Here is a 15643-nt window from a genome sequence, read left to right as displayed (position 1 = left end):
AGCCTTTATTGTATCGTAAAAGAAAGGTTCAGGCCGTCTGAAAGTATGGTTTTCAGACGGCCTGGCAATAAAAAAAGGAAGAAACCGAAGTTTCTTCCTTTTTGTCTGTTAACCGCCGAAATCGTCCAAGAGGATGTTTTCGTCTTCCACGCCCAAATCTTTGAGCATTTTGATCACGGACTGGTTCATGATCGGAGGGCCGCACATATAGAATTCGCAGTCTTCAGGTGCTTCATGGTTTTTCAGGTGGTTTTCGTAAACCACGTTGTGAATGAAGCCTGTGTAACCGTCCCAGTTGTCTTCAGGCAATGGGTCGGACAGGGCGACGTGCCATGTGAAGTTCGGGAATTCTGCTGCGAGTTGGTCGAAGTCTTCGACATAGAACATCTCGCGTTTAGAACGTGCACCATACCAGAAGGTAATCTTACGTTTGGAGTTCAAACGTTTCAGCTGGTCGAAAATGTGGGAACGCATCGGCGCCATACCTGCACCACCGCCGATGAATACCATTTCGGCATCGGTATCTTTGGCAAAGAACTCACCGAACGGACCGGAAATCGTTACTTTATCGCCGGGTTTGAGCGACCAGATGTAGGACGACATTTGTCCTGGAGGCGCATCGGGTACGCGCGGAGGCGGCGTGGCGATACGCACGTTCAGCATGATGATGCCTTTTTCTTCTGGATATGAAGCCATGGAGTATGCGCGCAAAATCGGCTCATCCACTTTCGAAACATATTGCCACAGATTGTATTTGTCCCAGTCTTCGTGGTATTCCTTAGGAATGTCGAAGTCTTTGTAGGCAACAGTGTGAGGAGGGGCTTCAATTTGAATGTAACCGCCGGCTCGGAAAGGAACTTCTTCGCCTTCGGGAATGGCAAGCTTGAGTTCTTTAATGAACGTTGCTTTGTTGTCATTGGAGATGACAGTACATTCCCATTTTTTCACGCCGAATACTTCTTCCGGTACTTCGATGTCCATGTCGGTTTTAACGTTGACCTGACAAGACAGACGGCAGCCTTCGCGCGCTTCGCGTTTGCTGATGTGGGACAACTCGGTCGGCAGAATGTCACCGCCGCCGCTTTTCACGACAACACGGCACTGACCGCATGAGCCGCCGCCACCGCAGGCGGAAGGAACGAAGATACCTTGGCTGGCAAGCGCACCCAACAGTTTGCCGCCGGCAGGCATCGTCAGCTCTTTTTCGTTATTGACTTTGATGGTGATGTCGCCTTCGCTCACCAACTTGGATTTGGCAAACAGAATCATCAGTGCCAAAACCAAGACGATGAGGGTAAACATCACGATACCTAAAATAATCTCCATGCCGATTCCTTTCTTATAACTGGATGCCGGAGAACGACATAAACGCCATTGCCATCAGGCCAGCAGCGATAAAGGTAATGCCCAAGCCTTTGAGGCCTTTAGGGACATCCGAATATTTCATTTTTTCGGTAATGCCCGCCAAAGCGACAATAGCCAAAAGCCAGCCCAGACCTGCACCGAAACCATATACAACGGACTCGCCGAAGTTATATTCGCGTTGCGCCATAAACGATACGGCACCGAAAATCGCGCAGTTTACGGTAATCAGGGGCAGGTAGATACCCAATGCGTTGTAGAGGGCAGGGACGAATTTGTCCAAGAACATTTCCAAAATCTGCACCAAAGCGGCAATTACGCCGATGAAGGTGATGAATTTCAGGAAGGTTAAATCCACGCCTTCAACCAGCGCGCCGTCTTTTAACAGCGAGTAAACAAGTTGGTTGGCAGGGACAGACAGGCCGAGTACGAAAGTTACAGCCACGCCCAAACCGAATGCAGTGGATACTTTTTTAGATACTGCTAAAAATGTACACATCCCTAAGAAGAAGGAAAGTGCCATGTTTTCCAGAAAGACGGATTTTACAAAGAGGCTTAAGTAATGTTCCATGTCTTATTTCTCCGCCTGTTCAGGTTTCCAAGTGCGCAGACCCCATACCAAGAAGCCGATGATGAAGAACGCGCTAGGGGCGAGCAAGAACAAGCCGTTGGTTTGATACCAGCCGCCATCTTGTACAGTTTGGAAAATGGTGTAGCCAAAGAGCTTGCCAGAGCCGATCAGTTCGCGGATGGTTGCGATGATGATCAACATCATGCCGTAACCTGCGCCGTTGCCGATACCGTCAACCAAGCTTTCCAGCGGCGGCTCTTTCATGGCGAACGCTTCGGCACGGCCCATTACGATACAGTTGGTAATAATCAGGCCGACGAATACGGAGAGCTGTTTGGACAGCTCATAAGCAAATGCTTGGAGCAGTTGGTCAACCAGCGTTACCAAGGAAGCAACAATCGCCATTTGCACGATAATACGGATGCTGTTAGGGATATAGTTGCGTACCAAAGAAATGAAGAAGCTGGAAAAACCGGTTACCAAAGCTACGGAAATACCCATTACGATGGCCGTCTGAAGTTTGGTGGTAACCGCCAAAGCCGAACAAATACCCAAAACCTGCAAGGCAATCGGGTTATTGTCGATAAAGGGTGAAAACATCAAATGTTTCAAGCGTTTCATGTCAGCCATTATTGTGCTCCTGCTGATTTCAATTTGTTCAGGTAGGGGATATAGCCGTTTTCGCCGAACCAGTAGGCGAACGAACCTTGCACGCCTTTAGATGTCAGCGATGCGCCGGAGAGGGCATCTACGCCGTGTTCTTTGTCCGAACTTGCGCCTTTGCCGACGTGCAGGGCAAGTTTTCCTTGTTCGTCAAACAGTTTTTTGCCGACGAATTTTTGTTGCCACAGAGGGTTGCCGATTTCGCCGCCCAAACCCGGGGTTTCGCCTTGGTCGTAGTAGGTGATGCCGTTGATGGTGTTGCCGTCAGGTTGAATGGCGACAAAACCGTACATGACAGACCACAAGCCGTTACCGTGCATAGGCAGGATGATTTGGCTGACTTTGCCGTCTTCGCCTTTTACCAAGTAAACCTCGGTGTATTTGGCACGGCTTTTGATGCCGGCCAAATCGTCTTCGGGTTTGATTTGGATGCTTTGGGCAGGGTCTTTGCTGGCAACGCGTGCGCTGAAGTCTTTAGGCGCATCGGCGACGTATTCGCCGGTTGCCAAATCGACAACGCGTTGCTCGATACGTTCGGCAAAGGTTTTGCTGATGTCGGTGTTTTTATCCATCAAACCGGCTACGCTCAAGATATAGCCTTGTTTATCTTGGAGTTTTTGTTTCTCTTGGATGGGTTTCAAGCCGACGACTGCACCAGCAACGATGATGGAACAAATCAGGCTGACAACCAATACCACAATCAGCGTGCCGCTGAAGCTGTCTTTATCGAATTTCTTAGCCATTGCTGCGCGCCTTTCTGCGTTTGATGTTCGCTTGTGCGACGAAATAGTCGAAAATCGGGGCAAACAGGTTGGCAAACAGAATCGCCAACATCATGCCTTCGGGGTAAGCAGGGTTGACCACGCGGATCAACACGCACATCACACCGATAAGCGCGCCGTACCACCATTTGCCGACATTGGTAAAGGAAGCGGAAACAGGGTCGGTCGCCATAAACAGCATACCGATGGCGAAGCCGCCGACCACCAAGTGCCAGTACCAAGGCATGGAGAACATGGCGTTGGTGTCCGAACCGATGAAGTTAAACAGTGAAGACATCGCAATCATACCGATCATCACGCCGGCAATAATGCGCCAAGAGGCAATGCGGGTGAACACGATAAACGCGCCGCCGATTAAGAGCGCCAAAGTGGATACTTCGCCGATTGAGCCGGGTACGTTACCGATAAACGCATCCATCCAAGAGATGTTTTGACCGGTTACAGCGTTTTTCAGGCCGTCTGCACCGTGTGCCGCCCATTGCGCCAAAGCAGTAGCACCGGAATAGCCGTCAACCGCAGTCCAAATGGTATCGCCGGTAATATTGGCAGGGTAGGCGAAGAACAGGAATGCACGGCCTGCCAGAGCAGGGTTCATGAAGTTTTTACCTGTACCGCCGAATACTTCTTTCGCAACCACAACGCCGAAAGAAATACCCAAAGCCGCTTGCCACAAAGGCAGGGTAGGGGGAACGATCAAAGCAAACAGAATCGAAGTCACGAAGAAACCTTCGTTGATTTCATGTTTGCGTACAGTGGCGAACAAAACTTCCCAGAAGCCGCCCACGACAAATACAGTCGCGTAAATCGGCAGGAAGAAAATCGCGCCGAAGAGCATTTTGCCCAACACGCCCGCTTCAGACGACATATTGATGCCCAAAGCGTTGGCAAGGGCGTAATGCCAGTCGTTGGCGATATTTTGTTGCAGCAAATCAGGCGTTAACGCACCGAATGCCTGCGCGCCGACGTTGTACATGCCGTAGAACATGGCAGGGAACAAAGCCAGCCACACCAAAATCATCATGCGCTTGGAGTCGAGCGCATCGCGGACGTGGGCCGCTTTGCGCGTTACCGCGCCGGATGTATAGAAAATCGTCGCCGCAGCTTCGTAGAGGGCATACCATTTTTCATGTTTGCCACCCGGCAGGAAGTGCGGTTCGATTTTTTCCAGAAAATGTTTCAAGCCCATAATCAGCCTTCCTTCTCAATGGTTTCCAGCACCTTGCGCAACAGCGGGCCGTATTCGTATTTACCCGGGCAGACGAAGCTGCACAAAGCGAGGTCTTCTTCGTCCAATTCCAAGCAACCCAATGCCTGAGCGCTGTCGGTATCGCCGACGATTAAATCGCGCAAGAGCAGGGTAGGCAGGATATCCAAGGGCATCACGAGCTCGTAAGTGCCGATCGGTACCATGGCGCGGTCGCCGCCGTTGACGGCTGTGTTGAACTTGAAGAGTTTGTTTTTCAGGAAATGGCCGAGGGTTGTGCGCGTGATGGAGTATTTGTCCGGTTGTGGCGCAACCCAGCCGAACAGCTCTTTGCTGCGGCCTTCTTCGATAACGGAAATCTGATTGTGGTAGCGGCCGAGGTAATCGTGCGCGCCTTGTGCGATCGCGCCGTTTAATACTGAGCCGGAAATCACGCGGTTGTCTGCATCAACCAATTCGCCCGCAGTAATTTGCGATACTTTCGCACCCAAAACGGTACGCAAGAGGCGTGGTTTGTTGACTTGAGAGCCACCCAAGGCAATCACGCGTTCGGTGTTCAGACGGCCTGTTGCAAACAAACGGCCAATGGCAATCACATCTTGATAATTGATGGTCCAAACAGTTTTGTTCGCACCGACCGGCTCGATGAAATGAATGTGCGTGCCACTCAAACCGGCAGGATGCGGACCGCCAAATTCATGTGTTTCGATATTGGCAGCGTTTTCAGACGGCACGTCTGCGCCTGCTGCTTTACACACATGGATTTTACGTTCGGTCAGGCGGCTCAATACAAACAGGCCGCGTTTGAAGTCTTCGGCGGCTTCTTTGATGATGACCGTAGGATCGGCAGCCAGCGGGTTGGTGTCCATCGCATTGACGAAGATGGCGAACGGCTCGGCATCGACGGCAGGAATTTTGCTGAACGGACGGGTACGCAGTGCAGTCCACAAACCGGATTGGATCAGGTTGCGGCGCACTTCTTCGCTGCTCAATTTTGCCAGCGCTTCAGGTGCGTAGCGTTCGAACTCGATTTCGTCGTTGCCTTCAACGGCAATTACGACTGACTGAAGTACGCGCTTTTCACCACGGTGAATCGCGGCGATTTTGCCTGAAGCCGGAGCAGTAAATACTACGCCCGGATTCTTTTTGTCTTCAAACAGCACTTGGCCTTTTTTGACGGCTTCGCCTTCCTTGATTTTCATCGAGGGGCGCATGCCGACATATTCTTCGCCAAGCAACGCGACTTCGGTAATGGCCGGGCCGTCATAAATGACTTGCTCCGGTCTGCCCGCGATAGGCAGGTCTAAGCCTTTTTTTATCTTAATCATAAGGATGCGTTACTTTTTGGTGGGTTGAGATTCGGATGTCGGATTGTTTTTTCAGACGGCATGTAATGCTTTGAAACAAAGGATGGGCCGTCTGAAAAAAGCAGAGGTTTGCTATAAAAACAACGAATAAACGCAAACAACAAAGCTTCAGATTTTATCAGGTATAGGCTGCTTTATGTCAGTTTTACGCTTATTTTTACGGGAAAAGTGGGAAAAAAGTAGGAATGTGTAATCGAGTGTTAAGGGAAATAATTTTTAACTGATTGATATTTAAACGCTATATTTGATGGTATAGCTGAAAATAAAAGGCCGTCTGAATTTCAGACGGCCTCTAAGTTTAAAAGAGCTGCCAAACGAAGAAAATCATCGTATGCAGGGCAAACAGCGGTACCAATACAATCACCGACCATGCCATGTAGCCGAAGAAGGAAGGCATCGGTACGCCACGTTGTTCGGCAATGGCTTTGACCATGAAGTTCGGCGCATTACCGATATAAGTGAGCGCGCCCATAAATACAGAGCCCATGGATACTGCCAGCAATGAATGGAATAGGTGGCCTGTCATCAAGGCTTGGGCATCGCCACCGGCCATATTGAAGAACACCAAATAAGTCGGCGCGTTATCCAAGAATGCCGATAAAATGCCGCTCATCCAGAAATACATCACATTAATCGGATTGCCTGCCGCGTCGTGAACCAAAGAAACAACGGAAGCCAATGCGCCTGTTTCTCCGGCTTTCAAAATCGCCAAAACAGGCGAAATGGTAATGAAAATACCCAAAAACAGTTTGCCCACTTCGGCAATCGGCTCGAAGTTGAATTCATTACCTGCGCGTACCTGTTTGGGTGTAATAATCCAAGATACGGCGGTCAAAGCCAGCAAAATGCCATCGCGCATCAGGTTTTGCAAGGCGTAATGGCTGCCCAAGATTTCAAAGCCCGGATGATTTGGTTTCCACAAACCGGACAGCAAAACCGCGCCGACTACGCCGGCCAGCAACAGGAAATTCCATTTGCCGTAGATTTTGACTTTTTCTTCTTTATCGGAAGGAGCGGGAGCAAGGTGTTCGCTTTGTTCGCGGTTGAAGTGTCGGCTGTCGATGATGTAGAAAACGGCCAGCAAAATCACAGAACTGATCAATACAGGCAGCAGCATGTGTTTGACCGTCCACATGAAATCTACGCCTTTCAGGAATCCTAAGAACAGCGGAGGATCGCCTAAAGGAGTCAGACCGCCGCCGATATTCGCCACCAAGAAAATGAAGAAAATCACGATGTGAACGCGGTAGTGGCGTTTATGGTTGGCCTTCAAAAGCGGACGAATCATCAACATCGCCGCGCCTGTTGTCCCCATGATGGAAGACAAAGCCGTGCCGACTGCCAACAGGGTTGTATTCAATTTAGGCGAGCCGTGCAAATCGCCGCTGACAAAAATACCGCCTGAAATGGTATAGAGCGCTAAAAGCAGCAGGATAAAGGGGATATATTCTTCAACCAACGCATGGGCAACGGTATGTACGCCGGCTCCGAAACCAAAGGTGATGATAAACGGCGTTAAAAACAGCAGCGTCCAAAACGCTGTAATTTTGCCGAAGTGGTGGTGCCAAATATGGGAGAAAAACAGAGGTCCGAGTGCAATGGATAAGAGAATCAGTGCAAACGGCAGACCCCAAAGCAGGCTTGCGGATGAGCCGTCAAAATCGGATGCCGCAGCAGGAAAGGCGGCAAGAAGTAGTAAAAATGAGAGAGAGCGCATAGTATTTCCTTTTTATTCTGTTGCGCCGTGAGGAACTTCATTGAGAAAACACGGCGGTGAAATATTCAGGCCGTCTGAAAATATCCAGACGAACTGCGCGGTTGTGTCAGGGGAAAGTATAACGCAAAGCAAGTGTTAAGGGACGGTTTAGGGTGTTGGAATCAAAAGAAATGTTGATACAAATAAAGGAATCAAAATGAGTAGAGTAGTTGGAGGTAGTAAAAAAATGGTTTTGAAACAGGAGTTTGAAATCTCGGAAATAATACTATCGAAAAAATACTTTGAATTAATTTTAGCTAAAATTTACATTTAATTGAATAAATGGAGGCCGTCTGAAAAATGAGGGTCGAATAGGGTGTTTTGGTTCTTACTGATTGTTTTAATGGATAAGTTAGGTGTGAAAACAAAAAACAGGTGAGTGAAAATGCCCACCTGCTTTATTTATGCTTCCGGCCGCAGCCACATCCACACAGCCACGCAGCTGCAACAAATTGACGATATGACACCAATCCACCAGCGTTCTGGAAATTGCCAAAACATAAACAGGCAAGAAAGGGCCATCATGCCGATAGCGAAGAACTTTGCCTTGCGCGGCACTGCGCCGTTATTTTCCCAATTTTGTATGATCGGGCCGAAATGGCGGTGATGATACAGCCAATTGTGGAAGCGCGGCGAAGCTTTTGCCCAGCAGGCGGCGGTCAATAAAATGAAAGGCGTAGTTGGCAGTAATGGCAGGAAAATGCCGATAATGCCCAAGACGAGCGACAATGCGCCGCAAAAAATCAACAAATAGCGAACCATATTCCCGTCACCAATTATTTGTTTTCAGACGGCTTGTGATGTGGAAATGGACAACGTGGAATGTCCAACTTATCCCAGCCATCGTGCCCCATTTTTTCCAGCAGCGCGATATTGCGGTCAAAAATTGCCGAGGCGTCGGGAAATGCTTCAGCCGCTTTAGCAATACTGTCTTCACGAATCAGATGCAAGGTCGGGTAGGGCGAGCGGTTGGTGTAGTTGCTGATGTCGTCGGCTTCTGTGCCTTCAAATTGAAAATCGGGATGGAACGGCGCAATTTGGACAATGCCTTCCAATTCGTTTTCTACAACCGCATCGTCGGCAATTTCCAGCATTTGGTTGAAGGTTTCAAAATCAGGGAACAGTGTCGGATGAACCAGTAAAGTGGTTTCCAATTCCGAAGCGGAAGTATTGCCCAGAAGCTGCAATTCACGATCCAAGTCTTCAAGAAAACCGTCCAAATGACGGGCTTTGCTGACAACGATGCGAACCAGGTTTTTAACGTGCGGCGCTTTGGCAAACGGGCAGAGATTCAGTCCAATAACGGCTTTTTCCAGCCATTGTTTGGTATGTTCTGAAACAGTATTGGTATCAAGATGGGCGGTGTCAGTCATAGTAAAAGCTTATGTGAATTATTCTTAAAAAGTATACAAGTGTATGGACGTGAAAGCAAACCATTGGAATTTAAAAGGCCGTCTGAACAACAGACGGCCTTTATCGGTTTCAAATCATCAATCCTGAACCAAATGAACCAAAGGCAGAGCGGTCGTGTTTTTAATTTCTTTCAACACAAAACTCGATTGCGCATCTTGCACTCCGTGGTGCGAAAGCAGCGTGTCCAAAACAAAATGGGAAAACGCGTTCATATCGGTAAAAAAGGCATGGAGCAGATAGTCGGTTTCACCCGTTAACGCAAAGCAGCTCAATACTTCAGGCCAAGCGCGGACAGATTCGGAAAAATCCTCACGCGCATCTTTTGCCTTGCTAATCGATACACGGATAAAAGCCTGCAAACCCAAGCCCAAAGATACGGGAGAAAGCTGGGCGGCGTATTTTTGAATAATGCCAGCATCTTCAAGCTGTTTGAGACGGCGCAGGCAGGGAGAAGGGGAGAGCGCCACTTTTTCAGAAAGCTCAACATTGCTCAACCGCCCATTTTCCTGCAAAACCTGCAGAATCTTTAAATCCGTTTTATCCAAGTTTAGATGAGGCATGATGGTTCTCCCAATGTAGACAATGTATGTTTTGAAAATGAAAAATGCTTAAAAATAAAGACTTGTATGGTTAAATTATATATTGAGTTCAGATAGGCGACAAATTGTCTTATAAGGAGTGTTGCGAATTTGTTTTATGTCGTGGTGAAAAGATGAAGGCCGTCTGAAACTAATCAAGATTAAAGTTTTATGCCATATTAGGATTGGATATAAAGAGGCCGTCTGAAAATGAATTTCAGACGGCATTTATTTTCGTAATGTGATGATTCAGGCTCTTAATGACCTTGTTTTGGAGAGTTTTGTTCTTTTGCTTTGATTCGTTTTCCACGTTTGTATTTGGCTTTGTTTGGGGTGTTTTCTTCGCAATGTATTTTTGTGTTTTTCTTAAGGTATATGCTTGGTCGTTATCCGTTTGAGTTGTCTCGGCACATGGCGGGAACCATCATCGGATCCAGTGTTCCGCCGCATTGCCAGTTAAACAACCAAGTCGAATCATTGTTAATTCGATATGGGGTCAGGGTAAGGACTTTGCCTTTGTTTTGACCTTTATCGAAAGGAATGCTGATTTTGCCTGTATCTGCTTCTACAGTTACGCCACCGTTTTGGATGTATGTGCCGCCGATGCGTTGAGCGGTAACGCCGATTGCGCCTTGTTTGCTGACATCCTCTGCATTGGGCAGGCGATTATTTACCGCTGAGGCAATGCTGATTTCGGTTTTTAGGTTATCGGCAAGGTATAGCGCTTCGGAGGCTTGCGCCCTACCGATATAGTTTTGGTAAGTGGGTATGGCGACAACAACCAGAATACCGAGGATGGCGATAACTATCATCAGCTCAATCAGGGTAAAACCTTTTTGGGCTTGAAATGGGGTATTCATTTGAGCGTATCGTTTTCTTATTTTTATAAAGCAAATCCCATAACCGCGTTATGGGATTTGCTTATATTTTAGACTGCAATACCAATATTAGCGGCAGTTAGCGGGAACGTGTTTAGCATCACTATTCTTGAATTTACAAGTCCAAGTAATAGGAGACTCAGGATTTTCTTGTTTAGGAGTCAGAGTAAAGATAGGTTGTTTACTAGCACCAGTATTACGAGTAGTTACTGTAATTACACCTGTTTTTGCTGCGATAGTGATACTTTGAACGTAATTAGTAGGTTTAGGAAGGCTATAACCAGTATTAGTCGTAGTAATTTTATCTAAACCACCCAAAGCAGCAGAAGTTTCTGCTACAGCCAGTTTTGCTGGTTCAGCTAAGCTCAGACCTTCAGATACTTTGGCGCGGATGGTGTAGTCTTGGTATGCAGGCAGAGCGATTACGGCCAGAATGCCCAAGATGGCGATGACGATCATCAATTCGATCAGGGTAAAACCTTTTTGGATTGCTTTCATTGTTTAAAACTCCAGTTTGAAAGTGTGAATAATTATGTTTAAGTAAAAAGTCCGTAATGTGCTTGGCACTATGTATTATGAGTAAACCATAAAGTAAGAAGGAATATACAGCTTCCGTCGGGCTTGCTGCTTTGAGGCTTGGGCCTTATCGGACGTGTTGTTTCAAGCAGTCGGTGTGCCAAGTGTGGAAAACTGGTTAAAAAATTTATTTTTTATTTTTTGTTTATTGTTTTTATTGGGTTTATTTTTTAATTTTTAAGTTTTATGAGGTTTTGTTTGAAAGTTTCAGGATTTTAGGGAATTTTGGTGGTTGACGTTTTTTGTCAGTTTTGTGTTTTTTGTGACAGGGAAGGGAGATAAGTTTGGGTGTGTGACGTTTTTTGTCAGAAATTAAACTTGTTCAATAATATGTTAATTGATTTAGATAGGCGGTATCTTTATGGATTAATCGGTAGGTTTAATATTTTGTGATTTTATTTTTTTGTTTTTTATGGGTTTTATTTTGTATACGTATTTTGTTTGAATATGGATGAGGAAAAGATTTGGAAGGAAGGATTTTTTACGAGGGTTTGGTGTAATAGGTGAATGAAAATTTATTATCAGAATTATATTCATTTGGGTTATGATTTTAGAATGTAGTTTTATGTCAGAAGGAAGTTTTGGTTTCGAATTTTAAGGCTTTGGATTTCTTGAGTGTTTTAGAAGGGTATATTCAGGATGTTTATATATTGAATGCGATTAGGGTGAGCAAAAAATGCTCACCCTGTATTTTTAAGATGTTCAGACGGCCTTTATGGGGTCAGGACTTCGATTAATGCTTGTTTTAGGGTGTTTTGGGTTTGCGGGTCTTGTAGAGATGGGCTATAGGTGATGAAGCTATCCTCAATGCGCTGATCCAGGGTGGTGATTTTGGCGTAGCGCAGGCTGATGTTGTGTGCAAAGAAGGTCTCGGCGATGTCGGCGAGGAGGTGGGGTCGGTTGACGGCGGTGATGTCTATGGTGTGCCAGCCGGGATAATCTTCTTCGGGGGTGATGATTACGGTAGGCGGGATGGGAATGTGGCGGATGCGGCGGCTGATGTGTGGGCGGCCGCTTTGTTTTTGGACGGTGGTATTGCCGTGGATGAAGCTGTTGAGTTCGGCTTCGAGTGCGCTTTGGCGGTCGGGATATTCTTCGGGCGGGAGATTGTCGGGAAGTTGTAGGATAAAGGTGTCGAGGATGTAGTCGTGCTCGGTAATGAAGGCACGGGCGGCTTGGATGTCGAAGCGGTGGCTGCTGAAGATGCGGCAGAGGCGTGCGAAGAGGCGGTCGCCATTGGGCATGAACACCATGACTTGAAGGCTGTTGCTTTGGGGAAGGATGCGGCTGCGGACGGCCGGACTTTGGGTGTCGTAGGCGAGGTTTGCGGTGTGCCAGAGGATTTCCCGTGTTTGATGGCGGACGTAGTATGCGCTGCCGAGGATGCGGCGGAGTTTTTGTTGGTTTTTGAGGGGAACGGCCGCGCGCGTGAGCTGATCGGTCGAGGCTTGTTCGCGTCGGTTGGGGAGGCGTTCGGGGTCGTGGTGTTTGCTGTTTAAAACGGCGGCGGTGCTGTGGTAGAGGGTTTGGAGCAGACTGGCGCGCCATGTGTTCCAAAGTTTGGGGTTGGTGCCGCGGATGTCGGCAATGGTAAGCAGGTAGAGTGCGTCGAGGTATTCGCGTGTGGGAATACGGCGGCAGAAGGCTTGGAGGACGTGCGGATCTTGGATGTCTTCTTTTTGGGCAACGGTGGACATGAGCAGGTGGTTTTCAACCAGCCATGCGAGGAGGTGGCTTTCTTCTTCGGTGTAGTAGTGGTTGGCGGCGAATTGTTGTGCGTCTTTGATGCCTTCTTTGGCGTGATCGCCGCCACGGCCTTTGGCGATGTCGTGCAGCAGGGCGGCGGTGTAGAGGACATGTGGTCGTGGGTAGGCTTGCATGATGGCGCTGGCCTCGGGCATTTCGTGGCTATGGGTTTCGATGGCGAGACGGCGCATATTTCGGACGACGGTCAGAATGTGGTCGTCCACGGGGTAAATATGGAAGAGGTCGTGTTGGAGCAGGCCGGTGATTTTTTCCCATGCGGGGAGATAGCGGCCGAGTACGCCGTAGAGGTTGAGAAAACGGAGGGTTTGGGTAAGGCCGGTGCCGTGTTTGAAGAATTGGATAAAGCGGCGGCGGTTTTCTGGATTTTGGGTAAAACGGGTGTTGATTTTTCGTGTGGCCGCCCACCATGCGCGCAGGGTTTGCGGCTCGATGGTGGTGATGTTTTGCTCCTGCATGGTTTGAATAATGGTGAAGATGTGTTCGGGATTTTGTTCAAATAGGGCAAGGTCGTTGGCGGCGATTTGGTGGCCGATGCGTTTGTAGTGGCTGTCGATGGGGTGGATATGTTGGGGACGGCTGGAGGTTTGATGGTTTTTGAGAACCGGAATGAGGATGCCGTTGAGTTGTTTGATGGATTTGGTGGCACGGTAGAAGGTGTGCATCAGGGCTTCGCTTCTGCCGCGAATGTCGGGTTGGGTATAGCCTAAGCTTTCGGCAACTTGGGACTGGTAGTCGAAAAGCAGCCTGTCTTCGGGGCGGTCGGCGGTAAGGTGGAGGTGAATGCGGATGTTGGCGAGACGACGGTAGCCATGGGCCAGCATGCCGGCTTCGGTGCGTGTGAGGACGCCGGCGGTAACGAGGGCGGTGGGGTTGCTGTCTATGCCTTGTGCTTTGGCTGTCCAAATCAGGGTGTGGATGTCGCGCAGGCCGCCGGGGCAGGTTTTGATGTTGGGTTCGAGTTGTGCGCCTGTGCCTTGGGATTTGGTGTGGCGTTGCTCCATTTCGAGGAGTTTGGCTTCGATAAAGGCGGCTGTGTTGCGGCGTGTGTTGAGTTTGTTTAGAAGTTGGGCGGTAAGGTTGGGATTGCCTTGGAGATGGCGTGCTTCAAGAAAGGCGGTTTCGCCGGTAATGTCGTTTTGGGTGCTTTGGAGGATTTCTTCTATGCTGCCGCTTTTGATGGCGGGATTGAGGCGTGCGTCCCAAAGGGTTTGGATAAATTGGGTGGTTTGTTGTTGCAGGCCGTCTGAAAATGGTGTGGTGGAAACAATCGCTAAATCCCAGTCTGAATGGGGATAGAGTTCGCAACGCCCGAAGCCGCCGATGGCAATCAGACTGATGTCGTTGCTGTCGGGAAAGTGGATTTGCCAGAGGGTTTGCAGTAGGGTTTCGGCAGCGGCGATATGGTCGCGGAAGTAAGCGGTAGGGCGGTTGTTTTGGCGGTAGGCGGCTTCTGCTGCGGCTTTTTGCTGCCGGTAGGTTTGGATGGCTTGTTGGGCGGCGGTCATGATGGTGTCTGGCTGTGAATTAGGCTTGGGTATCGGCAGGCTCGGTCATTTGGCGGAGCATTTCTTGCGGTGGAAGGAGGAGTTTGTAAGGGGCGATTTTGAGTGCGGATGCGATTTTTTCGATGTTGGAAAGGGCGATGTTCCAGCGTTTGCGCTCGACGGCGGAGACGTAGGTGCGGTCGAGTCCGCATTGGCGTGCGAGTTCTTCTTGCGACCAGCCGTGATTGACGCGGTAGAGGCGCATGTTGTAGGCGATAACGGCGCGGAGGTCTTGCGGATCGGGCAGACTGGGAGGGGGAGTGAGTTTGTTGACCATGGTGTTTTGGGTTTGTGGTTTGAACGATAAGGGGATTTTATACTATTTTTGCTAGGGGAAAGGAAAGGCCGTCTGAAAGTTTCAGACGGCCTTCAAGAGGGTAGGTATAAAAAAAGGGGGTGGCACTCAGCCACACCCAAACACACACACATCAAGAGGAAAGAAAAATCATTTAATAAGAGAGCTGGCTCTTATCGAGGAAACTGGAAGATTCGGGCATGGCCCTGAATCATTGAAAGGCATTATAAATGAAAATAGGATTGGGGTATTGACACAGGTCAATTCTGTTTTAATTTAGAAAATATATCTCCAAGATAGTGGAAATAAATTATAAATAAGCTAAGGCCATCAGGCCGTCTGAATAATCGGTTTCAGACGGCCTGATGGCCTTAAGGGCTACTAGTTACTATATAAATTAGGTATTAAGCCAAACCTTTATCTTTGGCTTCTTGCAGGCGAGCTTCAAAGTTGCTGAGGTTAACGCCTGCCTGTTCGGCTGCGGCAACCACTTCGGCTACGGATGCGCCGTGTTGCACTTGATGATAACCCCAAAGCAGGGAGCAACGTGTGCCGGTACGACAGAAGGCAAGAATAGGAGTTGGAGATTGTTGCAACAGATTTTGAAAGGCTGCAACATCGGCTGCGTTGATTTGAGGCGCGACAACGGGCTGGTGTGAGAATTGGTTGATGCCGGCCTCTTTAAACCAGTTTTGCACTTCGGCAAAAGCCGGTTGGTTTTCTTCTTCGCCGTCCGGGCGGTTGCAGATGACGGTTTGGATGCCGAGGCGTACGGCTTCTTGAACATCGGCTTCGGTCAGTTGGGGGGCGATATAGAGGGAGTCGGTCAGCTTGCGGATGGGCATAGTTTTTCCTTTCTTTATATTGAATGGGTATGTTGATTTCAG

The 15643-nt window shown here is 48.6% G+C and carries 15 protein-coding genes; all 15 read right to left on the bottom strand.

Annotated elements, in window-relative coordinates:
* Positions 1-108: 108 nt before the first annotated feature.
* Positions 109-1326, bottom strand: a complete 1218-nt coding sequence (gene nqrF, locus HMPREF2560_RS00865; RefSeq protein ID WP_004519569.1) for an NADH:ubiquinone reductase (Na(+)-transporting) subunit F — start codon at positions 1324-1326, stop codon at positions 109-111.
* A gap of 13 nt (positions 1327-1339) precedes the next feature.
* Positions 1340-1933, bottom strand: coding sequence for an NADH:ubiquinone reductase (Na(+)-transporting) subunit E (nqrE, locus tag HMPREF2560_RS00860; RefSeq protein ID WP_003684365.1), 594 nt, complete (start codon positions 1931-1933; stop codon positions 1340-1342).
* A 3-nt stretch (positions 1934-1936) separates the two neighbouring features.
* Entirely contained in the window at positions 1937-2563 is a 627-nt protein-coding gene (locus HMPREF2560_RS00855; RefSeq protein WP_049329022.1) for an NADH:ubiquinone reductase (Na(+)-transporting) subunit D, read from the bottom strand.
* Complete coding sequence (locus HMPREF2560_RS00850) at positions 2563-3339, bottom strand: Na(+)-translocating NADH-quinone reductase subunit C (RefSeq protein ID WP_070606997.1); 777 nt, start codon at positions 3337-3339, stop codon at positions 2563-2565. The genes HMPREF2560_RS00855 and HMPREF2560_RS00850 overlap by 1 nt, the downstream gene beginning before the upstream one ends.
* Positions 3332-4564 carry an NADH:ubiquinone reductase (Na(+)-transporting) subunit B gene (locus tag HMPREF2560_RS00845; protein ID WP_070606994.1) on the bottom strand — a complete coding sequence of 411 codons (1233 nt, stop codon included), beginning with the start codon at positions 4562-4564 and terminating at the stop codon, positions 3332-3334. Before HMPREF2560_RS00845 ends, HMPREF2560_RS00850 begins: the two co-directional genes overlap by 8 nt.
* Positions 4565-4566: 2 nt before the next feature.
* Positions 4567-5910 (bottom strand): Na(+)-translocating NADH-quinone reductase subunit A, encoded by a 1344-nt coding sequence (locus tag HMPREF2560_RS00840; RefSeq protein WP_070606991.1) that lies wholly within the window; start codon positions 5908-5910, stop codon positions 4567-4569.
* Positions 5911-6247: 337 nt separating this feature from the next.
* The gene (locus HMPREF2560_RS00835) at positions 6248-7666 is read right to left on the bottom strand and encodes a sodium:proton antiporter (RefSeq protein WP_070606988.1); all 1419 of its coding nucleotides are present in this window, start codon (positions 7664-7666) and stop codon (positions 6248-6250) included.
* Positions 7667-8107: 441 nt separating this feature from the next.
* A complete protein-coding gene (locus HMPREF2560_RS00830) occupies positions 8108-8467 on the bottom strand; it encodes a YbaN family protein (protein ID WP_070606985.1) in 360 nt (119 codons plus the stop codon).
* A 14-nt stretch (positions 8468-8481) separates the two neighbouring features.
* Positions 8482-9078 (bottom strand): DUF1415 domain-containing protein, encoded by a 597-nt coding sequence (locus HMPREF2560_RS00825; RefSeq protein ID WP_070606982.1) that lies wholly within the window; start codon positions 9076-9078, stop codon positions 8482-8484.
* Positions 9079-9195: 117 nt separating this feature from the next.
* Entirely contained in the window at positions 9196-9678 is a 483-nt protein-coding gene (locus HMPREF2560_RS00820; RefSeq protein ID WP_003684427.1) for an Lrp/AsnC family transcriptional regulator, read from the bottom strand.
* A 404-nt stretch (positions 9679-10082) separates the two neighbouring features.
* On the bottom strand, positions 10083-10556 hold the full coding sequence (locus tag HMPREF2560_RS00815; RefSeq protein WP_070606979.1) for a pilin: 474 nt from the start codon (positions 10554-10556) through the stop codon (positions 10083-10085).
* 87 nt (positions 10557-10643) lie between these two features.
* Complete coding sequence (locus HMPREF2560_RS00810) at positions 10644-11072, bottom strand: pilin (RefSeq protein ID WP_070606976.1); 429 nt, start codon at positions 11070-11072, stop codon at positions 10644-10646.
* A 791-nt stretch (positions 11073-11863) separates the two neighbouring features.
* A complete protein-coding gene (gene glnD / locus HMPREF2560_RS00805) occupies positions 11864-14422 on the bottom strand; it encodes a [protein-PII] uridylyltransferase (protein WP_070873644.1) in 2559 nt (852 codons plus the stop codon).
* A gap of 19 nt (positions 14423-14441) precedes the next feature.
* Positions 14442-14738, bottom strand: a complete 297-nt coding sequence (locus tag HMPREF2560_RS00800) for a helix-turn-helix domain-containing protein (RefSeq protein WP_003680870.1) — start codon at positions 14736-14738, stop codon at positions 14442-14444.
* Between the two features lie 422 nt (positions 14739-15160).
* The gene (locus HMPREF2560_RS00795) at positions 15161-15601 is read right to left on the bottom strand and encodes a TIGR01244 family sulfur transferase (protein ID WP_049323902.1); all 441 of its coding nucleotides are present in this window, start codon (positions 15599-15601) and stop codon (positions 15161-15163) included.
* Positions 15602-15643: the final 42 nt, after the last annotated feature.

The organism is Neisseria sp. HMSC078H04 (assembly GCF_001838135.1).
Classification (GTDB): domain Bacteria; phylum Pseudomonadota; class Gammaproteobacteria; order Burkholderiales; family Neisseriaceae; genus Neisseria.
The sequence above is the reverse complement of the archived record's forward strand: the minus strand, read 5'-3'. Positions and strand labels throughout refer to the sequence as shown.

What these genes read in the sequence shown, in the direction of transcription:
- nqrF (WP_004519569.1), bottom strand. Translation starts at nt 1,326, where the DNA reads ATGGAGATTATTTTAGGTATCGTGATGTTTACCCTCATCGTCTTGGTT.
- nqrE (WP_003684365.1), bottom strand. Translation starts at nt 1,933, where the DNA reads ATGGAACATTACTTAAGCCTCTTTGTAAAATCCGTCTTTCTGGAAAAC.
- HMPREF2560_RS00855 (WP_049329022.1), bottom strand. Translation starts at nt 2,563, where the DNA reads ATGGCTGACATGAAACGCTTGAAACATTTGATGTTTTCACCCTTTATC.
- HMPREF2560_RS00850 (WP_070606997.1), bottom strand. Translation starts at nt 3,339, where the DNA reads ATGGCTAAGAAATTCGATAAAGACAGCTTCAGCGGCACGCTGATTGTG.
- HMPREF2560_RS00845 (WP_070606994.1), bottom strand. Translation starts at nt 4,564, where the DNA reads ATGGGCTTGAAACATTTTCTGGAAAAAATCGAACCGCACTTCCTGCCG.
- HMPREF2560_RS00840 (WP_070606991.1), bottom strand. Translation starts at nt 5,910, where the DNA reads ATGATTAAGATAAAAAAAGGCTTAGACCTGCCTATCGCGGGCAGACCG.
- HMPREF2560_RS00835 (WP_070606988.1), bottom strand. Translation starts at nt 7,666, where the DNA reads ATGCGCTCTCTCTCATTTTTACTACTTCTTGCCGCCTTTCCTGCTGCG.
- HMPREF2560_RS00830 (WP_070606985.1), bottom strand. Translation starts at nt 8,467, where the DNA reads ATGGTTCGCTATTTGTTGATTTTTTGCGGCGCATTGTCGCTCGTCTTG.
- HMPREF2560_RS00825 (WP_070606982.1), bottom strand. Translation starts at nt 9,078, where the DNA reads ATGACTGACACCGCCCATCTTGATACCAATACTGTTTCAGAACATACC.
- HMPREF2560_RS00820 (WP_003684427.1), bottom strand. Translation starts at nt 9,678, where the DNA reads ATGCCTCATCTAAACTTGGATAAAACGGATTTAAAGATTCTGCAGGTT.
- HMPREF2560_RS00815 (WP_070606979.1), bottom strand. Translation starts at nt 10,556, where the DNA reads ATGAATACCCCATTTCAAGCCCAAAAAGGTTTTACCCTGATTGAGCTG.
- HMPREF2560_RS00810 (WP_070606976.1), bottom strand. Translation starts at nt 11,072, where the DNA reads ATGAAAGCAATCCAAAAAGGTTTTACCCTGATCGAATTGATGATCGTC.
- glnD (WP_070873644.1), bottom strand. Translation starts at nt 14,422, where the DNA reads ATGACCGCCGCCCAACAAGCCATCCAAACCTACCGGCAGCAAAAAGCC.
- HMPREF2560_RS00800 (WP_003680870.1), bottom strand. Translation starts at nt 14,738, where the DNA reads ATGGTCAACAAACTCACTCCCCCTCCCAGTCTGCCCGATCCGCAAGAC.
- HMPREF2560_RS00795 (WP_049323902.1), bottom strand. Translation starts at nt 15,601, where the DNA reads ATGCCCATCCGCAAGCTGACCGACTCCCTCTATATCGCCCCCCAACTG.